This window comes from Acidaminococcus hominis (assembly GCF_022484025.1).
Lineage (GTDB): Bacteria > Bacillota > Negativicutes > Acidaminococcales > Acidaminococcaceae > Acidaminococcus > Acidaminococcus hominis.
In genome coordinates this window covers 1686156-1708185 of the sequence record NZ_JAKVMG010000001.1, presented here as the reverse complement: position 1 = coordinate 1708185, position 22030 = coordinate 1686156, and the positions used below count along the sequence as shown (strand labels likewise).

14 protein-coding genes and 1 pseudogene are annotated in these 22030 nt (G+C 53.2%); 14 read left to right on the top strand and 1 reads right to left on the bottom strand.

Going from position 1 to position 22030, the window contains the following annotated elements; genetic code table 11:
• Positions 1–23: 23 nt before the first annotated feature.
• Together LKE88_RS07580 and LKE88_RS07575 are read left to right on the top strand one after the other, a co-directional pair.
• A complete protein-coding gene (locus LKE88_RS07580) occupies positions 24–1694 on the top strand; it encodes a formate--tetrahydrofolate ligase (protein WP_105326327.1) in 1671 nt (556 codons plus the stop codon).
• An 18-nt stretch (positions 1695–1712) separates the two neighbouring features.
• On the top strand, positions 1713–2333 hold the full coding sequence (locus tag LKE88_RS07575; RefSeq protein WP_105326326.1) for a cyclodeaminase/cyclohydrolase family protein: 621 nt from the start codon (positions 1713–1715) through the stop codon (positions 2331–2333).
• Here LKE88_RS07575 and LKE88_RS13185 read toward each other — a convergent pair.
• Positions 2305–2379: pseudogene (locus LKE88_RS13185) on the bottom strand (hypothetical protein); the annotation flags it as partial. The gene LKE88_RS07575 and the pseudogene LKE88_RS13185 overlap by 29 nt on opposite strands.
• Before the next feature lie 351 nt (positions 2380–2730).
• Between LKE88_RS13185 and LKE88_RS07570 the strand changes: the two are divergent.
• The 12 genes from LKE88_RS07570 to scpC all read left to right on the top strand — a co-directional run bounded on the left by LKE88_RS07570 (position 2731) and on the right by scpC (position 21952).
• Positions 2731–4344: a BCCT family transporter gene (locus LKE88_RS07570; protein WP_276803229.1), complete on the top strand. Its 1614-nt coding sequence runs from the start codon at positions 2731–2733 to the stop codon at positions 4342–4344.
• Positions 4345–4348: 4 nt separating this feature from the next.
• Positions 4349–5878 (top strand): HAL/PAL/TAL family ammonia-lyase, encoded by a 1530-nt coding sequence (locus LKE88_RS07565; RefSeq protein WP_276803227.1) that lies wholly within the window; start codon positions 4349–4351, stop codon positions 5876–5878.
• Between the two features lie 634 nt (positions 5879–6512).
• Complete coding sequence (locus LKE88_RS07560; RefSeq protein WP_105326323.1) at positions 6513–7817, top strand: Na+/H+ antiporter family protein; 1305 nt, start codon at positions 6513–6515, stop codon at positions 7815–7817.
• A gap of 88 nt (positions 7818–7905) precedes the next feature.
• A complete protein-coding gene (gene hutH, locus LKE88_RS07555) occupies positions 7906–9465 on the top strand; it encodes a histidine ammonia-lyase (protein ID WP_105326322.1) in 1560 nt (519 codons plus the stop codon).
• A 252-nt stretch (positions 9466–9717) separates the two neighbouring features.
• Complete coding sequence (hutU, locus tag LKE88_RS07550; RefSeq protein ID WP_118286719.1) at positions 9718–11766, top strand: urocanate hydratase; 2049 nt, start codon at positions 9718–9720, stop codon at positions 11764–11766.
• An 85-nt stretch (positions 11767–11851) separates the two neighbouring features.
• Positions 11852–13099 (top strand): imidazolonepropionase, encoded by a 1248-nt coding sequence (hutI, locus tag LKE88_RS07545; RefSeq protein WP_105326320.1) that lies wholly within the window; start codon positions 11852–11854, stop codon positions 13097–13099.
• A 185-nt stretch (positions 13100–13284) separates the two neighbouring features.
• Positions 13285–16314 (top strand): AAA family ATPase, encoded by a 3030-nt coding sequence (locus LKE88_RS07540; protein WP_231086366.1) that lies wholly within the window; start codon positions 13285–13287, stop codon positions 16312–16314.
• Between the two features lie 211 nt (positions 16315–16525).
• Positions 16526–17830: a Na+/H+ antiporter family protein gene (locus LKE88_RS07535; protein ID WP_105326318.1), complete on the top strand. Its 1305-nt coding sequence runs from the start codon at positions 16526–16528 to the stop codon at positions 17828–17830.
• Between the two features lie 312 nt (positions 17831–18142).
• The gene (locus tag LKE88_RS07530; protein ID WP_105326317.1) at positions 18143–18514 is read left to right on the top strand and encodes a DRTGG domain-containing protein; all 372 of its coding nucleotides are present in this window, start codon (positions 18143–18145) and stop codon (positions 18512–18514) included.
• A gap of 1 nt (position 18515) precedes the next feature.
• Positions 18516–18959, top strand: coding sequence for an ATP-binding protein (locus LKE88_RS07525; protein ID WP_105326316.1), 444 nt, complete (start codon positions 18516–18518; stop codon positions 18957–18959).
• Positions 18959–20260 carry a [Fe-Fe] hydrogenase large subunit C-terminal domain-containing protein gene (locus tag LKE88_RS07520; RefSeq protein WP_231086364.1) on the top strand — a complete coding sequence of 434 codons (1302 nt, stop codon included), beginning with the start codon at positions 18959–18961 and terminating at the stop codon, positions 20258–20260. Before LKE88_RS07525 ends, LKE88_RS07520 begins: the two co-directional genes overlap by 1 nt.
• 168 nt (positions 20261–20428) lie before the next feature.
• A complete protein-coding gene (gene scpC / locus LKE88_RS07515; RefSeq protein WP_105326314.1) occupies positions 20429–21952 on the top strand; it encodes a succinyl-CoA:acetate CoA-transferase ScpC in 1524 nt (507 codons plus the stop codon).
• Positions 21953–22030 lie beyond the last annotated feature (78 nt).

Genomic DNA, 22030 nt, shown 5'->3' with positions numbered 1-22030 from the left:
AAATTCCGCATGGAGGTGCGCATATGTTAAGCGATATCGAAATAGCCCAAAAAAATGTGATGGAACCCATCAGCAAGATTGCTGACGGCTTGGGAATCCTGCCGGAAGAGCTGGAACAATATGGCCACTACAAAGCCAAAATCTCCCTGGATGTGCTGAAACGCCTGCAAGACAAACCCAATGGGAAATTGGTCCTGGTTACGGCCATTACTCCCACCCCAGCTGGCGAAGGCAAATCCACTACCAGCATTGGCCTGGCCCAGGCTCTGAACAAAGTGGGCAAGAAGGCCGTAGTAGCTCTGCGGGAACCGTCCCTGGGACCTGTCTTCGGTATTAAGGGCGGTGCAGCCGGCGGCGGTTATGCCCAGGTTGTACCTATGGATGACATCAACCTGCATTTTACCGGTGATATGCATGCCATTACCGCAGCCAACAACCTGCTGTCTGCCATGATCGATAACCATATCCATCACGGCAACGCCCTGCGTTTGGATGCCCGCCAAATCACCTGGCGCCGGGTTATGGACATGAACGATCGTGCCCTGCGCAACGTGGTAGTGGGCCTGGGCGGCAAAGTCTGCGGCTTCCCCCGTCAGGACGCTTTCACCATTACCGTGGCTTCTGAAATCATGGCCATCCTGTGCCTGGCCAAGGACCTGGAAGACCTGAAAGCCCGGTTCGGCCGCATTGTTATCGGCTGCGACCTGGACGGCAACCCGGTGCATGTACATCAGCTGGGCTGCGAAGGGGCTATGGCCATGCTGATGAAGGATGCCATTAAACCCAACCTGGTGCAAACCCTGGAACACACCCCTGCCATTATCCATGGCGGACCTTTTGCCAACATTGCCCATGGCTGCAACTCCCTCTTGGCCACCAAGATGGCCCTGAAGCTGGGCGATATCGCCATTACGGAAGCAGGCTTCGGTGCTGACCTGGGTGCTGAAAAATTCATGGATATCAAATGCCACTATGGCAATCTGTATCCGGATGCCGTGGTAGTGGTTGCCACCATCCGTGCCCTGAAGATGCATGGCGGCGTAGCCAAAGCAGACCTGAGCAAGGAAAATGTCCAGGCTGTCAGCGACGGCTTCACCAACCTGGCAAAACAGGTGGAAAATATGAGAACCTTTGGCCTGCCCGTACTGGTAGCCATCAACAAGTTCTCCAGCGATACCCCGGCAGAAATCGATATGCTGCTGCAGAAATGCAACAGCTACGGTGTAGAAGTCAGCCTGAACGAATGCTGGGAAAAGGGCGGCGAAGGCGGCATCGATATGGCCAACAAGCTGGTGGAAATCCTGGAAGGCCAAGCTCCCAAGAAAGTGGAACTGTACGATGTCAACGATACCATCCCCAACAAACTGAATGCCATCGTAACGAAAATTTACGGCGGCGATGGGGTGGAATTTACGCCCAATGCCAAGAAACAGATCAAACAATTGCAGGATTGGGGCCTGGATAAACTGCCGGTGTGCGTAGCCAAGACCCAGTACTCCCTGAGCGACAACCCGGCTCTCCTGGGTGCACCCAAGAACTTCAAGATTACCGTACAGGATGTACGGGTATCCAACGGCGCAGGCTTCATTGTCTGCCAGACCAGCAACATCATGGTTATGCCCGGTCTGCCCAAACAACCGGCTGCCCTGAAGATGGATATCGACAACGACGGCAAGATTTACGGTCTGTTCTGATAGGAGGCAATACGTCCCATGGAATTGCGGAAACTGTCTGTAGAAGCATTTATCGATGAAACCGGATCTTCTTCTCCGGCGCCCGGCGGCGGCTCCATTGCTGCCCTGAACGCCTCTTCCTCTGCAGCCCTGATCGAAATGGTGGCTCAGCTGACTATCGGCAAGGAAAAATACGCAGCAGTACAGGAGGATATGAAGGACGTGGCTGAAAAGGCCCATGCCCTGAAAGCCCGTTTCTTGGAACTGATTGACGAAGACAGCAATGCCTTCAACAAAATCATGGCCGCTTTCAAGCTACCCAAGGATACGGACGAAGCCAAAAAAGCCCGTTCTGCCGCCATCCAGGAAGCTACCAAGGGCGCTGCCCTGGTACCCTTTACGGTGGGGGAAACGGCCTATGGCCTGCTTGACCTGGCTGCTATTGTGATTGAAAAAGGCAACGCCAACGCCATCACCGACGGCGCGGTAGCTGCCATGAACGCCCGGGCTGCTGTCCGGGGCGCCTTCCTGAATGTAAAAATCAATTTGGGAAGCATCAAGGACCAGGCCTTTGCGGAAGACCTGCGCCAAAAGATGGCTGCCATTGAAAAAGATGTGGATGCACGGGAACAAGCCCTGCTGAACAAAGTACAGCTGTAATTGCAGATTGCTTCTCAAGGATGTCTGCCCAGAGTTGGGCAGGCATCCTTTTTTTGACGCCCTTTGGACGTGGTTAACCTGAGGCTGGCAGTGCAAAATGACCGAACAATTAAATTGTAAAGAATGTTATAGTTATTATATGGTGCAAACGTTAGAAAACAGAAAAATTCGTTAAAAATCATGTATACAAGGAAAATTGACCTTTTATGGACGAAAATCAGCTATACTTATGCCCATAAATACAAATAAATAGAAGCAAAACAAAATTTTTGCCTGTTTTTCTTTAACCATCTACTGGAATAAAGAAATACGAACAATAAGGAGTGCGATGTATAAAATATTAGAGTAGTGTGCTAGGCCAAGCTAATCCAATTACATCCATTAAGGAGGGAGTATCGTGGAAGAAAAAGAAGTCAAGAAAGGCGTACGCTGGGATGTGTTCATCCCCTGTTTTGTAGTCATTGGGGGTTCTGCCCTGTTGGGGGTCCTCCACAATGAATGGCTGACCAAGGTTACCCAGGCCATTTTCGGCTGGTCCCTGGAAACCTTTGGCTGGCTGTATCAATGGGTGGCCATTGGCACCCTGATTATGATTGCCCTGTTAACCTTTTCTCCTTTGGGGAAGATTCGCTTTGGGGGACCCAATGCCAAAGCCAAATTCTCCTTTGGCGCCTGGTTTGCCATGACCCTGACCGGGGGCATTGCTACGGGCCTGATTACCTACGGGGTCAATGAACCCATCATTTATTACGGCAATATTTACGGGGAGCTGAATGCTTCGGGCATCAAACCCTTTACACCGGAAGCGGCCTTTTTCTCCATGGGCCGGGTATTTTATAACTGGACTTTTATTCCCTATGCCATCTATGCCTTGACCGGCGTAATCATGGCCTATTTATACTATAACCGGAATAAGGAATTGTCCGTAGCAGCTTCCCTGACCCCGTTGTTTGGGGAAAAGGTCAACAAAGGGTTTTGGCGTTCCCTGGTGGACGTACTATCCGTACTGGCCATTGCCCTGGGACTGGCAGCTTCCCTGGGGGCGGGACTTGCCCTGATCGGAACCGGCCTTACGGCAGCCTACGGCATCAAACAGGGACCTCTGGTCTGGTTTGTGCTGACGGCCATTATCACGGCCACCTTTACCATTGCTTCCGTGCTGGGCATTGACCGGGGCATCAAATGGCTGGCCAATCTGACCACCAAGATTTTCTACGCCCTGCTGTTCCTGTTAATCATCATTGGCCCTACGGTGTACATTATGAATATGGGCAACATCGGCATGGGCTACTGGCTGGATCATTTCTGGACCTGGGGTCTGGATCCCTATCCGGTGGGCGGCAAGGAACTGGTTACCTGGTGGACCATGTACGACTGGGCCATTTGGATTGCCTATGCTCCGCTGATGGGAATTTTCTTCGCCATGATTGCCTATGGCCGGACCATTAAGGAATTCCTGATCATCAACTGGATTTTGCCGGCGGTCTTTGGCATGATCTGGTTTGCGGTTTGGGGCGGTACGGCCCTCCAGTGGCAGATCAACGGCCGAGTGGATATTGTAGCTGCCATTAAGGCCGGTGGTGCCGTATCCGGCATCTGGGCGTTCCTTCAAGCGGTGCCCCTGGGCAGTGTCCTGATCCCCATTATCATTATTACGCTGATTGCGGCGTTCTCCACTACGGCGGACACCATGTCCACCACCATTGCGGCCCTGTGCACCAAGGGTGCCCGGCACGATGAAGAACCGGCCCTGTGGCAGAAGGTGGTCTGGGGTGTATCCATCGGCGCTATTTCTGCCATCATGGTAGCTTTTGGCGGCGGTGAGCAGGGGGTGGACGGCGTTAAGTACCTGTCCGCCTGCGGTGGTTTTGTGGTGCTGGCCATCTTTATTTTGCAGGTGCTGGCCGCCGGGAATGTCTTCTTTATGGACAAGGAAACCAAAAAGGACATTGTGGACAGTGAAAGCCAGGTAGAAAATACCGTGGTGGAAAATGCTGAGGAAGGAAAGTGAGCGTATGGCACGGACAATTGAATTGGGCGGTAAAATTGATTTGGAGGACTTCCTGGCAGTGGTCCGGGACAAGGCGCAGGTAACTTTCAGTGAAGCCTATAAGGCTCGGGTCAACAAGTCCCGGGCCCTGGTGGAGCAGTGGGTGGAAGAGGAAAAGGTTATGTACGGGGTGACCACGGGCTTCGGGGCCCTGTGCACCAAGGCCATTGACAAGGACGAAACGGCCCAGCTCCAAAAGAACATCATTTTGTCCCATTCCACCTCTGTGGGCAATCCCCTGAGCGAAGAAACGGTCCGGGGAACCCTTTTGATGGTGCTCCAGAACCTGGGCCAGGGCTACAGCGGCGTGCGGTTGGAAGTGCTGGAACAGTACCGGCAGTTTCTGAACCGGAACCTGGTGCCTTGGGCACCGGGGGACGGCAGTGTGGGGTATCTGAGCCCGGAAGCCCATATGGCTCTGGTGATTACCGGCCGGGGCAAGGCCTATTACCAGGGAGAGCTGCTCCCTGGGGCGGAAGCCCTGGAAAAAGCCGGCCTTAGCCCTATCCAGCTGGCGTCCAAGGAAGGCCTGGCGCTGGTGTCCGGCACCACGGCGGTAACAGCCATGGGGGCTATCGGTCTCTATGATATGCTCCAGGCCGCCAAAACGGCCGATGTGGTGGGAGCTCTGAGTTTGGAAGCCCTTCAGGGAGTCATGAACGCTTTTGATCCTCGGGTTATGGCGGTGCGGCCCCATGAAGACCAGGGGAAGACCGCAGAAAACGTCCGGAACCTATTGGCAGATTCCCAGGTGATTGCAGCGGCCAAGGGAACCCGTGTTCAGGATGCCCTGTCCCTGCGCTGCATTCCCCAGCTCCACGGGGCCGCCAAAAAGACCCTGCTGGATGCCAAAAAGACTCTGGAAATCGAAATGAATTCCTGCTGCGACAATCCCATTATCTGGCCGGAAGCCGGGGAGGAAGAAGTGATTTCCGCCTGCAATGCCGACTCTGCTTACGTGGGGATTGCCATGGATTCCTCCTGCATTGCCGCTACCATGCTGGCCAAAATGTCCGAGCGCAGGAACAACCGGCTGATTGACGGCAGCCTGTCCGGCTATTCCTGGTTCCTGATCAAGAAGCCGGGGCTTAATTCCGGGCTGATGATTCCCCAGTATACCCAGGCCGGGCTGCTCAACGAGATGCGGATTCTGTGCACCCCAGCGGTCATTGATAATACCCCTACCTGCGGCAACCAGGAAGATTACGTGGCCATGGGGTATAACGCCGGGAAGAAATCCCTGTCCGTGGCGGAAAAACTGGAATACATCCTGGCCATCGAACTACTGTCCGTCTACCAGGCCCAGCCTTTTGCGGCGCCTGGCAAAGCCCGCAGCAGCGCCAGCGCAGCAGTGCTGGCCCAGGTGGCCAAGCAGGTGCCGCCCATGGAAGAGGATATGTACCTGTATCCCTGCATCGAATATCTGAGACAGGCCATTCATGAAGGGAAAATCATTGCCTGGGCAGAGCAGGGGATGGGCAAAAAGCTGCTGTAAATGGTTTTTCTCCCTAACCGCATAAAATTATTTTCAGGAATCCAGACTCTCCAGCAGGAAGGTCTGGATTCCTGTATTCTGTATTAAGGATACAAAAATGGCTTTAAATGGCAGGATATCCGAGTAAGCGGCTATGCCATCTGGTATATCCATCAGGAATGGCAAAATATGGAAAAATAAGGGTGAATTTCATTTTATGGACTCTTTCTGGACGGTTGACGGATATACTAATAGCGCAAGAAAAAATAAATAAGAAAAGCATAGTTTGGTGCGACCCCTCTTATTTATCACTCTAACGGGATAAAGTGAAAAAGAGACAAAGAGAAATATCTGAAAAGTTTGTTTAAGGCCGCCGGCTGTGGGTTTGGAGGAACTGCTCCAGCAAGCCTACATGTTCTTATCTGTAGTACAAAAATAAAATACAAAAACTGTAAATATTATTACAAAATGAAAGAAAAACATCGATTCCTTTATAGAGTCGATGTTTTTTTATTGGTACTAGTTTCAATAAAAAGAATTTTGCCGTTTCTCTGATTTTGACCATTCTCTGACTGACAGCCCATACAATGGATAGCGAAAAGGATTTGTACAGGCGCAAAGAAAATCACATATTGAAAAGGAGTTGATCATTGTTATGGATATCTTAACCAACCCGATTGTCGTATCCGTTATTATCATGTCAGTGCTGTGCCTGCTGAAGATGAACGTGATGCTGGCAATCCTGGTCGCAGCCGTTATTGCTGGCCTGACCGGCGGCATGAACCTTACCACCACCATCAGCACCCTGATCTCTGGTATGGGCGGCAACTCGGAAACCGCACTCAGTTACATCCTGTTGGGCTCCCTGGCTGTGGCCATTGGCCGCTCCGGCTTGGCTGACATTGCAGCCCGGAAAATTACCAAGGTAGTAGGAACGAAGAAAATGGCCTTTGTTTTCCTGATTGCCTTTGTTTCCTGCTTCTCCCAGAACCTGATTCCTGTACACATCGCCTTCATTCCTATTTTGATTCCGCCTCTGCTGACGGTTATGAACCACATGAAACTGGACAGACGTGCCGTAGCCTGTGCTCTGACCTTTGGTCTGAAAGCCCCGTACGTATCCTTGCCCGTAGGCTTTGGTCTTTTGTTCATGACCATCATCAAGGACCAGATGGTTGCCAACAACGTTTCCGTTACCATCAGTGACATTTCTTCCGTTATGTGGATCGGCGGCGCTGCCATGCTGGTAGGCCTGGTACTGGCCGTCTTCTTCTACAGCGGTGACCGGGAATACGAGGACCTGCCCATTACCGGCATGGACGAACACGCAGAAGAGGTATCCATGAACGCCGAATGCTGGAAAGCTCTGGCCGGTGCCGTAACGGCTTTCCTAGCTCAGCTGTACTTTGAATCCCTGCCCATTGGCGCTATGTGCGGCCTGTTGGTGATGATTGTCACCGGCTCCATCAAATGGAAGGACATGGATGAAATCATCAACGGCGGCGTTGCCATGATGGGCTTCATTGCCTTCGTTATGCTGATTGCAGCCGGCTACGCCAATGTACTGCGGGAAACCCACTCGGTAGAATCCCTGGTAGCTGCCACTACCACCGTTATCAACACCAAATTCAGCGGGGCTTTCCTGATGCTGGCTGTAGGCCTGTTGATCACCATGGGTATTGGTACTTCCTTCGGGACCATTCCTGTTGTGGCTTCCATTTACATTCCCATGGGCTACCAACTGGGCTTCAGCACTCCGTCCATCATTCTGCTGATCGGTATTGCTGCTGCCTTGGGTGATGCTGGTTCTCCTGCTTCCGACTCTACTTTGGGACCTACTTCCGGTCTGAACGCCGACGGACAGCACAACCACATTTGGGATACCTGCGTACCCACCTTCATTTTCTTCGATGTCACCCTGTTTATCGGCGGCATGATTGGTGCTATGATTTTGGGGTAATGCCGCGTTGTAACCTGTTTAGCTGATTTTCCTTTTCGCCTGACAAACCCAACACTTTGGGACTTTCATTTTATAGGAGGATGCACAAATGTTAAAAGACGTTAAAGCCATTAAAGAAGTCGTATTGACCGGTGATGATTTGACCCTGGAACAACTGATTGCAGTCAGCCGCTATGGGGCACAGCTTTCCTTTGATCCGGACGCTGTTGCAAAAATCAAGGCTTCCCGTGCCTTGATTGATGATATCGTCAACAGCGATCGCGTTGTTTACGGGGTTACCACGGGCTTCGGCTCTTTGTGCCGGGTGCATATTTCTCAAGATGAATGCTCCCAGCTGCAGGAAAACCTGATCCGTACCCACTCCTGTGGTTACGGCAAACCCCTGAGCAGGGAAGTGGTCCGGGCTGCCATGACCATTCGTGCCAACGCTCTGGTAAAAGGCTACTCCGGCATTCGGCTGTCCACCCTGGAAACTTTGGTGGCCATGATCAATAAGGGTGTACATCCCTACATTCCGGAAAAAGGCTCCTTGGGCGCTTCCGGTGACTTGGCACCCCTGGCCCATATGGTTCTCCCCATGCTGGGTCTGGGCGATGCGGAATACCAAGGCACGGTAATGCCCGGTAAGGAAGCCATGGAAAAGGCTGGCATTCCTACCATCCATCTGGAAGCCAAAGAAGGCCTGGCCCTGATCAACGGCACTCCGATCCTGACTGCTATGGGCGTCTTTGCCCTGTGGGAAGGCATGAACCTGCTGAAACAAAGCGATATTGCGGCTGCCCTGTCCGTAGAAGCCCAAAGAGGCATTATCGATGCCTACGACGAACGGCTGCACATCATCCGTCCGCATAAAGGACAGCTGGACACCGCTGCCAATATGAGAGCTTTGCTGGCCGGCAGCACCTACGTAACCCACCAGGCTCAGCTCAAGGTACAGGATTCCTACTCCCTGCGCTGCGTACCCCAGATTCATGGGGCCAGCAAGGACTGCCTGGGCTTTGTAAAAGACAAAGTGGATATCGAAATCAACTCCGCTACGGATAACCCCATTGTTCTGCCGGATGGCGATGTTATCAGCGGCGGCAACTTCCATGGCGAACCCATGGCTCTGCCCTTCGACTTCCTGGGCATCGGCATTTCCGAAATTGCCAACGTATCCGAACGCCGTCTGGAAAGACTGATCAACAACTCCCTGAGCGGCTTCCCCTCCTTCCTGGTTAAACATTCCGGCCTGAACTCCGGTTTCATGATTACCCAATACGCTGCTGCTGCACTGGTCAGCGAAAACAAGGTGCTGGCACATCCTGCTTCCGTGGATTCCATTCCTACCTGCGAAAACCAGGAAGACTTGGTCAGCATGGGTGCCCATGCAGCCCGGAAAGCCGGCGAAATTGCCTTCAATACCCGCCGGGTGGTTGCTACGGAAATCCTGGCTGCCTGCCAGGCCATCGACCTGCGGGAAGGCGAAGGCTTCAAACTGGGTGCTGGTACCCAGGCTGCCTACGACCGGGTGCGTGAAACCAACAAGTTCATTGCCTACGATAAAGACATTGAAATGTTCAAGGAACTGGAAAAGATTACCAAACTGGTAGAGGATGGCGACATCCTGGATGCTGTAGAAGACAAAGTCAAACTGGCTTACTTCTAATAAAAAGTGGTCCTCTGACGGGAAAAAGCCTGTTGCCCCCAACGGGCTTTTTCTCTGCCAGAAATCCGGGCTTTTTGATTCTTTATGGACGCTGGGGGCGGGAAACGTCCAAAGCGGCAGACGAAAAAAGCCGAAAAAAAACGGATTTTGGACGGCTGCATAGACGTTTTTTAGATGTTTAGTTTCTACAATAGTATTGTGCAAGGATGGGATCGGAAGGATCCCCCATTATCTGCAAAGGAGTGTTGATCAATGAAGAATGAAGATATTGCCAAGGCAATGACGATTAAATTGGAATTCCCTAACGGGCTGCCTCCGAAGAAACCGTTCCAGGAAGGCATCCGCAGAGCTCCTGACCGGGGCTTCCGGCTGACTCCTGCCCAAACGGAAATCGCTTTGAAGAATGCCCTGCGCTACATTCCTGAAAAATATCATGATGAACTGATTCCTGAATTTCTGGAAGAACTGACTACCCGGGGCCGGATTTACGGCTATCGTTTCCGTCCGGAAGGCCGGATTTACGGCAAACCCATCAACGAATACAAAGGCAAATGCACCGCTGGCAAAGCCTTCCAGGTCATGATCGACAACAACCTGGACTTTGAAGTAGCCCTGTATCCTTACGAACTGGTTACCTACGGGGAAACCGGCAGCGTCTGCCATGACTGGATGCAGTACAACCTGATCAAACGGTACCTGGAAGAAATGACCGAAGACCAAACCCTGGTTATGGAATCCGGCCACCCTGTGGGCCTGTTCCATTCCAAACCGGAAGCTCCCCGGGTTGTCATCACCAACGGCCTGATGATTGGTGAATACGATAACCTGAAGGATTGGGAAATCGCAGAAGAAATGGGCGTTGCCAACTATGGGCAAATGACCGCTGGCGGCTGGATGTACATTGGACCCCAAGGGATTGTCCATGGCACCTTCAACACCATTTTGAACGCTGGCCGTATGAAACTGGGGATTCCTGAAGACGGCGACCTGGCTGGCCGGCTGTTTGTTACCTCCGGTTTGGGCGGCATGAGCGGTGCTCAGGGCAAGGCTGCTGAAATTGCCAACTGCGCTGCCATCATCGCAGAAGTGGATGCTTCCCGGATTAAGACCCGTCTGGATCAGGGCTGGATTTCCGGTGTATCCGACTCCATTCCTGAAGTTATTGAAATGGCTCATAAGGCCATGGCAGAAAAAGTGGGCAAAGCCTATGCTTACCATGGCAACATTGTAGATCTGCTGGAATACATTGCCGACCACGACATTCACGTAGACCTGGTTTCCGACCAGACCTCCTGCCACAATGCCTACAACGGAGGCTACTGCCCGCAGGGCCTGACCTTCGAAGAACGCACCAAGATGCTGGCAGAAGATCCTGTGAAATTCCGTAAACTGGTGGACAAGACCCTCCATGCTCATTTCGCAGCCCTGAAGAAAATCACCTCCAAAGGCGTATATTTCTTCGATTATGGCAACTCCTTCCTGAAAGCCGTATTCGATTCCGGCGTCAAGGAAATCTCCAAGAACGGCGTAGACGACAAAGATGGGTTCATTTGGCCCAGCTATGTAGAAGATATTATGGGACCCCAGCTGTTCGACTATGGCTATGGCCCGTTCCGTTGGGTATGCCTCAGCGGCAAGCCCGAAGACCTGCATAAGACCGATATGGCCGCTATGGAATGCATCGACGTGAACCGCCGGTATCAGGATCGGGACAACTACAACTGGATTCGGGATGCTGAGAAGAACAAACTGGTGGTAGGTACCCAGGCTCGTATCCTGTACCAGGATGAAGTAGGCCGGATTAAGATTGCCCTGCGCTTCAACGAACTGGTACGCAACGGGGAAATCGGTCCTGTCATGATGGGCCGTGACCACCACGATGTATCCGGTACGGACTCTCCGTTCCGTGAAACCTCTAACATCAAAGATGGTTCCAACGTAATGGCTGATATGGCTGTACAATGCTACGCCGGCAACGCTGCCAGAGGCATGAGCCTGGTAGCCCTGCACAACGGCGGCGGCACCGGTATCGGCAAAGCCATCAACGGCGGCTTTGGTCTGGTACTGGATGGCAGCCACAGAGTGGATGAAATCATCCGCAGTGCCCTGTCCTGGGATGTTATGGGCGGTGTAGCCCGTCGTTCCTGGGCCCGGAATGAACACGCCATGGAAACCGCTATGGAATTCAATAAGACCCGCTTCGGCATCGGCCAAATCACCCTGCCGTATCTGGCGGATGAAAACAAGGTTAAGGCTGCGGTAGCAGAAGTTTATCCGCATGCCCACGTAGTAAAAGACTAAGCTGCAAGTAAACAGGGGTGTGATTTTTTCACACCCCTTTGTTTCTATTCTGGCTGAAAAGCTGGAAAGCAGAAGGAGGTAAAGCATGACAGAACAACTGCTGATCAAAAATGCGTCCCAGATTGTGACCCCCTTGGGAAAAACGGCCCGGAAGGGTGCGGCCATGAAGGACGTAAAAATTTACGAAAACCAATCCATCCTGATTGAGGACGGCAAAATCAAGGCCATCGGCCAGGACCCTAACTGGGAAAAACAGGTGCCGGCGGAGAAACAGCTCAATGCCCAAGGCAAGGCGGTACTGCCGGGCTTTGTGGATTCCCATACCCATCTGGTATTTGGAGGCTACCGGCCGGATGAATTCCTATGGCGGATGAGCGGCATGAGCTATATGGAAATCATGGAACGGGGCGGGGGCATTCTGAACACCATGAAGGCTACCCGGGCTGCTTCTGAAGAAGAACTGGTGGACCATGCCCTGGACCATCTGAAAAAAATGCTGGCCATGGGCGTGACCACCGTAGAAGCCAAAAGCGGCTACGGCCAGGACCACGATACGGAAATCCGTCAAATGAAGGCCGTCCGGGAACTGAACAAACGGCAGCCCATTGAACTGGTCTCCACCTTCCTGGGAGCCCACGCGGTACCGCCGGAATTTGCCGGTCGGGGGGACGACTTCCTGGAGTTTCTCATTCACGACGTCATGCCGGAAGTGGCCCAGGATCACCTGGCGGAATTCTGCGATGTGTTCTGCGAGAAGGGCGTTTTCTCCATCGAACAGAGCCGGCACCTTTTGACGGAAGCCCGGAAAATGGGCTTCAAGCTGAAAATCCACGCCGACGAAATTGTCAGCCTGGGAGGTGCTGAACTGGCGGGAGAACTCCACGCCACCAGTGCGGACCATCTGCTCCACGCTTCCGACGCTGGCATCAAGGCCATGGCCGAGAATGGGGTAGTATCCACCTTGCTGCCCACTACGGCTTTCTGCCTGAAGGAACCCTTTGCCCGGGCCCGGGAAATGATTGATGCCGGCTGTGCGGTAGCCTTGGCCACGGACTTTAATCCGGGCAGCGGCTTTACCTTCTCCGTGCCTTTGATGATTGGGCTGGCAGTAATCTACATGGGTATGAGCGCCGAAGAAGCCATTACGGCCCTGACCCTGAACGGGGCGGCTGCCGTAGACCGGGCGGACCGGATTGGTTCCCTGGAAGCCGGTAAACAGGCCGACCTGGTGATTCTCCAATATCCTTCCTACAAATTCCTGCCCTACCATACCGGCGTGAACATTGTAGAAACGGTGGTAAAGAACGGTAAAGTGGTTCACCAAAACGCCTAAGAGAAATTGCAGCTCCACTTTTTGACTCCAGAAGAAGGAATTATGTAAAAAATGACATAATTCCTTCTTCTTTTTTGTGTACAAGCAGAATTTATATTATAATAAGAACTGGTTATGGTTTTGAAGTGTTCCCCAAATTAGGACAAACGGAGTCAAAATATCAGGGTTTGTTGAGGTGCAGAACAATGACAGAACGGATTGAAGCGCGTTTTTTGGGCGTTCCTGTAATCTATAAGGACGGGAAGGAAATGTTCTTTCCCTACAACAAGGTGAACGCCTTGGTGTATTATATGCTGGTGAAAGGAACTGTGCTGCGGGACGAGCTTAGCGGGATCCTGTGGGCGGATAAGCCCGATACAGTGGCCCGGAAGAATCTCCGCAACGCCATTTACGAAACCAAGAAGGTTCTGGGACAGGATGTGTTCATCTCGCCCCGGAAAGCGGTAATTAAGGTGAATCCGGCCATTGCGGTGACCGTGGATGCCAACCAGTTTGAGAAGGACCCCCGGGGTCAGCTGGAACTGTACCAGGGAGAATTCCTTCAGGGGTTTTTCGTCAAGGAAGCGGAGGAGTACGAAAACTGGTATCTGACCCAGCGGGACCGGCTGGAAAATCTGTATATGGAAGCCCTGCTCCAGAAACTGAAGGATGCCACGGCGGTGAAGAATATTCCCCAGGTCACCCGGTACGGCCGGCTGCTGATTGCCCATGATCCCTACGATGAAGGGGTCTACCTGCACCTTTTGAAGGTGTACTGCCAGGAAGGCAATGTGCACCAGGCCCAGGAATTGTACGAGGAAATGAAAAAGGTGTTCCACGAGGAGCTGCGCAGCAGCGTGCCGGTGGAAATTGACGAATTGCTCCGCCAGGGGCGGCAGCAGGGGAATCAGCCCTACAAGGTGGAACTGCCCAAGCAGACCCAGATTACTGGCCGGGAAAAGGAATTGCAGCAGGTCCGGCGGATTGTGGAAGAATTTCTCCAGGGAGGCAGCAGTGAAACCCTGCTGATTCGAGGGGACGCCGGCAGCGGCAAAACCCTGCTGAAGGATGCCTTGGTGAAAGGGCTGCCCAGCAACGTGGTGGTGCTCCAGTCCAATTGCTACCAGCCCGAACAGAACATTTTGCTGCGGCCCTGGACGGGGATTGTGGAGGGGCTCGGTAATCTGGTGGAGCGGGAGCGGCTGCAGGTGCCCCGGCTGGAAAACCTGCGGCTGAACGAATTATTTCCCCAGATGGACATGGGCGGGGACCGGGAAGCGGGGCTGGCGGAAGTCAAGGATATGCTCAAGGTGGATGCGGTATTCCATACTTTGTACACTACCCTGGAGGCAGCGGCCAGCCATAAGACTGTGGTAATTATCTTTGAGGACCTCCAGTGGATGGACCCTCTGAGTCTGTCCCTGTTAAGCTCCCTGATTCTTCACAAGAAATCCCCCCGGCTGCTGTTTCTCCTGACTGCCCAGGAATCCAAGGAAAAAGCTTTCCAGCAGTTTGAGGCGGCGGTGAGTATGTACCAGAAACTGCGAACTCTGGACCTGAAACCGGTGGGAGAAGACGTGGTGCGGCTTTTTGCTCAGCAGGCGGAGCTCAAGGTGCCGGTAACCGACGAACTGGTCCATCGCTTGATGCAGGAGTCGGAGGGAAATATTTTCCTTTTGAAGGAATGCCTGACGGCCTTTAAAAATACCGGCAGCTTGGATAATCTGACGGAAAATATGATCAACATTTTTAAGACCGGCTGCTGCTCCCTGACGGACACCCAGCAGAAGGTGTTGGAATTTATCGCTCTGTTCTACGATGGAGCGCCGCTGGCCATGATTTCCGAATACATGCACCTGAACAGCCTCCAGGCCCTGGAAATTCTGGAAGAACTCCGGAGCCGAAACCTGATCCGGCCGGTGACCCAGCAGCCGGAAGTGCTGTACGAAATCATCCAGCAAAAGCTCAAGGAATACATCCATCAGCAGGTATCCCCAGAAAAATGGCGGATCCTTCACGGCTATGTGGCTAGCCTGTGGGAAAAGCGGCTGACCCATTCGCCCCAGGATATTCGGCTGTATCACCATTTGGAGTACCATTATCAGGAGGCCGGGGAACTGGTGAACATGGGCCGCTACAAGCTGAAGATTTTGATGTACTACCTGAACTTCAGCAACGAACTGTTCCCGGTGCTCAGCAGCACGGAGATTACCCCCGATGACGAAAAGAGCTGCTACATTGAGACCAATTTGTCCCAATTCCTGTCAGAAGTGGATGAGATGATGCATACCATCAAGCGGAACTACGGGGAAACTCCCGAGGTCCGGGATTTGGAAATGACCTATCTCCACCTTATGGGCCGGCACTATATCCGGGTAGGGGAATACGAGAAGGGCGTGCGGAACATTTTGAGCCTGATTGAGCAGGCCTCTGAGGTCCACAACCGGGACTACATGCTCATGGGTTACAAGCAGATGATCTACTACGATATCCAGATTGGCAATACGGAAGAAATGAAAAACTATCTGGAAATCGCCCTGAACCTGGCGGATGAATGCAACTACCACAAGGAAATGGGTATCCTGCTCCGGCTGAAGGGCCTGAATATGATTATGCAGGGGAACTTTGAGGAGGCAGAGCGGCTGCTGAAGGAATCCATTTCCACCTTCATGGTGACCCAAAATGTGAAGCGGCGGTATGCCCTGAATATTGCCGGGGCCTATAACTACCTGGGGGAAATCCGCCGGGGCCAGGGCAAGTTCCAGGAAGCCCTGGATTATTACAAACAGGCCCTGGACTACAGCAAGGACCAGGAAGCCTACAGTTCCTGGGTGGTATTTTCCTGCAATGCAGGGGTTGCCTGCTGGAATATGGGGGATTATGACCAGGCCAAAAAATATTTTCTCCAGGCCTACCAATTGTTCCCCCGGTACGTATTCTACTGGCGGCATCCCATTGTGGAGTCCGGTCTCAGCCTTTTGGCCATGCGGGAAAACAAGGAGGAGGAAGCTATCCGCTTCTTGGATGACGCCCTCCAGAAACTGGGGAATATGAATAATCCCCGGGAGGCAGGCTATGTGTATATGGCCATTGCCCTGCTGAAAAAACAGTACCCGGATAGCCGGATTGCCCAGCACTACGAAGGGACGGTGCTGTCCTACGGCACCCGGGCTTTGCAGGAACTGGATCCCTATCGGGATACCTGGGAACGGGCCCAAATGGAAAAATTGTTTTGATAGCTTCTGCCGGCGCAGTTTGCCGGCAGATTTTTTTGCGCCAAAAATACGGCAAGCTGGCCTGGTGCAAAAATATTTTCAGCTTGAAATATTTATAATTCCTTGCTACTCTAATACAGTAAAGCAAATCCCGCTGCGTGCAGCAGGCTGTTTCCAGGGGTGGGCAGCAGCCTTGCCTAGGCATGCCGGAAACGAAAGGAAGTCGATTGGTATGGAAATTATCGGAAATCCTATTGTTGTATCTGTCATCGTCATGTCTGCCCTGTGCCTCTTGAAGATTAACGTAATGCTGGCCATTCTGGTGGCCGCCATCATTGCCGGGCTTACCGGCGGCATGAATGTGGTGACTACCATCAGTACCCTGATTGCCGGCATGGGGGGCAACTCGGAAACGGCTCTGAGCTACATTCTGCTGGGCTCTTTGGCAGTGGCCATTGGCCGCAGCGGCCTGGCGGATATCGCTGCCCGGAAAATTACCAAAGTGGTGGGAACGAAAAAGACCGCTTTTGTTTTCTTGATTGCCTTTGTTTCCTGCTTCTCCCAGAACCTGATTCCTGTGCATATTGCCTTCATACCCATCCTGATTCCGCCCCTGTTGGTGGTCATGAACCATATGAAATTGGACAGACGGGCTGTAGCCTGCGCCCTGACCTTTGGCCTGAAAGCCCCCTACGTATCCCTGCCGGTAGGTTTTGGCCTGCTCTTTATGACCATCATCAAGGACCAGATGGTGGCCAACAATGTGACCGTTTCCATCAGTGACATTTCTTCTGTTATGTGGATTGGCGGGGTTTCCATGGTGGTGGGTCTGGTACTGGCTGTCTTCTTCTACAGCGGTGACCGGGAATACGAGGATCTGCCCATTACCGGCATGGATGAACACGCTGAGGAAGTAACCATGAACGCCGAATGCTGGAAAGCCCTGGCCGGCGCCGTAACGGCATTCCTGGCGCAGCTGTATTTCGAATCCCTGCCCATTGGCGCCATGTGCGGCCTTTTGGTGATGATTGTTACCGGTTCCATCAAATGGAAGGACATGGATGAAATCATTAACGGCGGTGTTGCCATGATGGGTTTCATTGCCTTCGTTATGCTGATTGCCGCCGGCTACGCCAATGTGCTGCGGGAAACCCACTCTGTAGAAGCCCTGGTGGCTGCCACCACCACCGTCATCAATACCAAATTCAGCGGTGCCTTCCTGATGCTGGCGGTGGGACTTCTGATTACCATGGGTATCGGCACTTCTTTTGGGACCATTCCCGTAGTTGCTTCCATCTACATTCCTTTGGGCTATCAACTGGGCTTTGGTACACCGGCCATCATCCTGCTGATTGGGATTGCTGCGGCCTTGGGGGATGCTGGGTCTCCTGCTTCTGACTCCACCTTGGGCCCTACCTCCGGTTTGAACGCCGATGGGCAGCACAACCATATCTGGGATACCTGCGTACCCACCTTTATTTTCTACGATATTACCCTGTTTATCGGCGGCCTGATTGGCGCCATGCTTTTGGGCTAATAAAATACCCCTTTTTAGGACTGCCGATTTCCCCGGCAGTCTTTTTTTGCCCCTTTTTCCGGAGGCGAAATTATATTATAATAAGGTATAATTATATTAGTTCGAAAATTGACCTTTGCAACATAAGAATGATTGTAGTTTCTTTGCGGAAAATGGCGGTTTTTCCAGTCACTTTGACTGAGCAAGCATAAATAAATGTGATGAATGGCCAGCAGCTGGCCCTGGTCGAAAAGCCGGGTCCGGCCTCCTGCAGGGGCCTCTGCCAAAGGCGGTCACCCGCAGGGAAGCAAGTTTGTGCGGGGAGGAATGAATATGGTTTCTTTGAAAAAAGTAATGGAAGTACTGGATGCACAGGTTGTGGTAGGCGCCAAGGAGCTGAACCGGGAAGTGAATTCTGCCTGCGGCAGCGATATGATGAGCGATGTACTGGCTTACGCCAAGGACCGGGCGGTACTGCTTACCGGACTTTTGAACATCCAGGTGGTGCGTACGGCGGACATCAGCGATATTTCCGCCATTGTCTTCGTCCGGGATAAGCATCCGGAACAGGAGGTGCTGCTGGCAGCCAAGGCCAAGAATATCCCTGTGCTCTACACCCGCTGCACCATGTTTGAAGCCTGCGGCCGGCTGTACACCCTGGGCCTTAGAGGCTGCTCTCCCAAGGACAGTACGGAGGAACTGTAACATGGAAGAGCTCTATCCGGTGGTGCCGGAGGATTTCGAACGGGCCGGAGCGGCTTCCATGGCCATCAAGGACCTGCTGAAACAGCTGGGCCTGCCTCCGGAATTTATCCGGCGGGTGGCCATTGGAGCCTACGAAGGGGAAATGAACTGCCTGATCCACGGAGGCGGCGGCCAGGTGAAGCTCCAGGTGGAGCCGGACGCCATCCGGGTCCAGGTCAGCGATGACGGCCCCGGCATCCCGGATATTCCCCAGGCCATGCAGGAAGGCTGGTCCACCGCTTCTGCCAAAATCCGCTCCATGGGCTTTGGGGCCGGCATGGGTTTGCCCAATATGAAAAAAGTGGCGGACCAGCTGGATATCCAGTCCACAGTGGGAAAGGGGACCAAGGTAACCATGACGTTTTCCCTGCCAGGGAAAACGGCGGGAAAGACAGGTGAGGCCTGATGGAGAGCTATTTGTGTTCGGTCCAGGTGGACCGGGAAAAATGCACGGGCTGTCTGCTCTGCGTCAAAAATTGCCTGGTGCAGGCCATCCGGGTCCGGCAGGGCAAAGCCCAGATTATTTCCGACAAATGCATTGATTGTGGGGAGTGCATCCGCTGCTGCCCGCCCCGGGCCATTGAGGGCCTGGCGGACCCGCTGGACCGGCTAAAGGACTACCGGGTAAACCTGGCTCTGGCCACCCCTTCCCTGTATGCCCAGTTCCCCGGGGATCTGCCGGCGTCCATTTTATGGGAAGGCTTGCGTGAAATTGGCTTTGACGGGGTCTTTGACGTGGCCCTGGCAGGGGATTATGTCAGTGGGGAAATGGAACGGTATCTGGCCCAATATCAGGGCCCCTGGCCGGTAATTTCTTCGGCTTGCCCGGCGGTGCTCCGGCTGATTCAGACCCGGTACCCGGAACTGGTTAAGCAGGTGCTGCCGGTATTGGCTCCGGCAGAAGCGGCAGCCATCTATACCCGCCGGGAGACCACCAAGCGGCTGGGCCCTGACCCGGAGCAGGTGGGCATCTGGTTTATTTCTCCCTGTCCGGCCAAGGGTACCAACATCCATCAGTCCGTGGACGTACTTCACACAGCCGTTACGGGCTCCTTTACCATTGCCTCCATTTACGGACCGTTAAGCAAGGCCGTAAAGGAACTGCGGGAAAAGCGCCACGAGTGGCCGGAAGCCACCCTGGGGTCGTCCTACGGCCTCAGCTGGGGCACCTGGGAGGGGGAAGTCCTTTCCACTGGCACCACCAGCTATGTGGCAGCCCAGGGCCCCCAGGAAGTGGACGAGCTGCTCCAGCAGATCAGCCTGAACAAGCTGTCAGAAGTACGCTATGCCTGCTGCTATAGCTGCGCCGGGGGCTGCGTAGGCGGTCCCTGCGTGGCCGTCAATAAATTTGTGGGCAATGCCCAGCTGCATCGCCGGGTCCAGCGGCGCCGGGAACGGGAACCCCAGGACCGGTTGGAAACCCTGCATCGCCACCAGGTGTGCGAGGATTTCCCCCTGTCGGAAGGCTACATCAAGGCTCTCCAGCCCCGGCCGGATCCGCCCCTGGCAGAAGATTTTCGGGAGGCGCTGGACAAGCTGTCCCAGCTGCGGCAGCTTCAGGCAGAACTTCCCCAAATCGACTGCGGAGCCTGCGGGGCACCTACCTGCAATACCCTGGCAGAAGATGTGGTTAGGGGCTATGCCCAGAAGGACGACTGCATCTTTGTGTACCGGAAAGAGTGGGGGAAAGATAGGAAAAATCAATAGGTCAGCTTTTCTATCGAAAGTTTTTCCCATTATAGCTAGCTTTGTTCTTGCAAGTTACAGAAAATATTGTTATTATTTATGGCATGGATGTCTGTCTTAAATATAGCAATTTTCAGAAATACCAAATTTCACTGCGCCTGGCAACAGGCAAAACGGGAGGAATTGCAAATGATCAATATTAACGATCGAGTCCATTGTGCAGCAGCACTGAGCAAAATCACCACGGCTGAAAAAGCCGCCGAAATTATCCAAGATGGCATGAACCTGGGCATGAGCGGTTTCACGCCCTCCGGCTATCCCAAGGCACTGCCCTTGGCTCTGGCGGAAAGAGGCAAGAAGGAACCCTTCAAGGTTAACGTATGGACGGTATTAGCTGGTCCGGAAATCGATACGGAAATGGTCAACGCCGGTATTGTAGGCAACCGTATGCCGTACCAAACCGACAAGACCTGCCGGAATGCCATCAATAATGGCCAAATTAAATACGTGGATGCCCACATCAGCCATTTCAACCAATTGGCTCGCTTTGGCTTCCTGCCGGAACGCCGGGATGTCGATGTGGCCATTATTGAAGCCTGCGCCATCAAAGACCTGGGCAAGGGCAAAATCGGCATCATCCCCACCACCAGCCTGGGCGGCAGCTGCGGCTATGTGCAGAGCGCCAAGAAGGTCATCATCGAAGTCAATGTGACCCAGCCGGTGGAATTGGAAGGTATGCATGACTGCTACGTTCCCCTGGATCCTCCGTACCGGAAAATCATCCCCATTGAAAAGCCGGAAGATTTGATTGGTACTCCGTACATTCCCTGCGACCTGGACAAGGTAGCGGCCATTGTTCCCTGCGACATTCCGGATAAACCCAGCAAATTGTCTGCCGTAGACGACGATGCCCGGGCTATGGGCCAGAACCTGGTAGACTTCTTCAAGGCAGAAGTCAAGGCCGGCCGTCTGCCCAAGAACCTGCTGCCGCTGCAATCCGGCGTAGGCTCTGTAGCCAATGCTGTTATCAACGGCCTGGTAAACTCCGATTTTGAGGACCTGACCGTATTTACGGAAGTTATCCAAGACGGGATGTTCGACCTGATTGATGCCGGCAAGCTGAGAGTGGCTTCTGGCGCTTCCCTGACCCCGTCCGCTCCGTATATGGAAAAACTGTACAAGAACTTTGACAAATATAAGAAACACCTGATCCTGCGTCCGCAGGAAATTTCCAACAACCCGGAAGTGTTGCGCCGTTTGGGCGTTATTGCTATGAACACCGCCATTGAATGCGATATCTACGGCAACATCAACTCCTCCCACATCTGCGGCACCAACATCATGAACGGTATCGGCGGCAGCGGTGACTTTGCCAGAAACGGCTACCTGACGGTATTCTTTACCAACAGCATGGCCAAGGGCGGCAAGATCAGCTCCGTGGTTCCCTTCTGCTCCCATATCGACAGCACCGAACACGATGTGGACATTATCGTTTCCGAACGGGGCGTTGCCGACCTGCGCGGCCTGTCCCCGAAAGAAAGAGCACCCATCATCATCGACAAGATTGCCAACCCCAAATACCAGCCCCTGCTGAAGGATTACTTTGAACGGGCCTGCGTAGCCTGCCATAACAGCCAGACCCCGCACATCCTGGAAGAAGCGTTCTCCTTCCATGAACGTCTACTGAAAACTGGCACCATGGAAGTGAAGTAAAACCCAATTTTCCGAAAACATGTGGCAACACAATGATATTTATGTTACAATTACCGTGTTTTGGTTTTTCGCATAAAT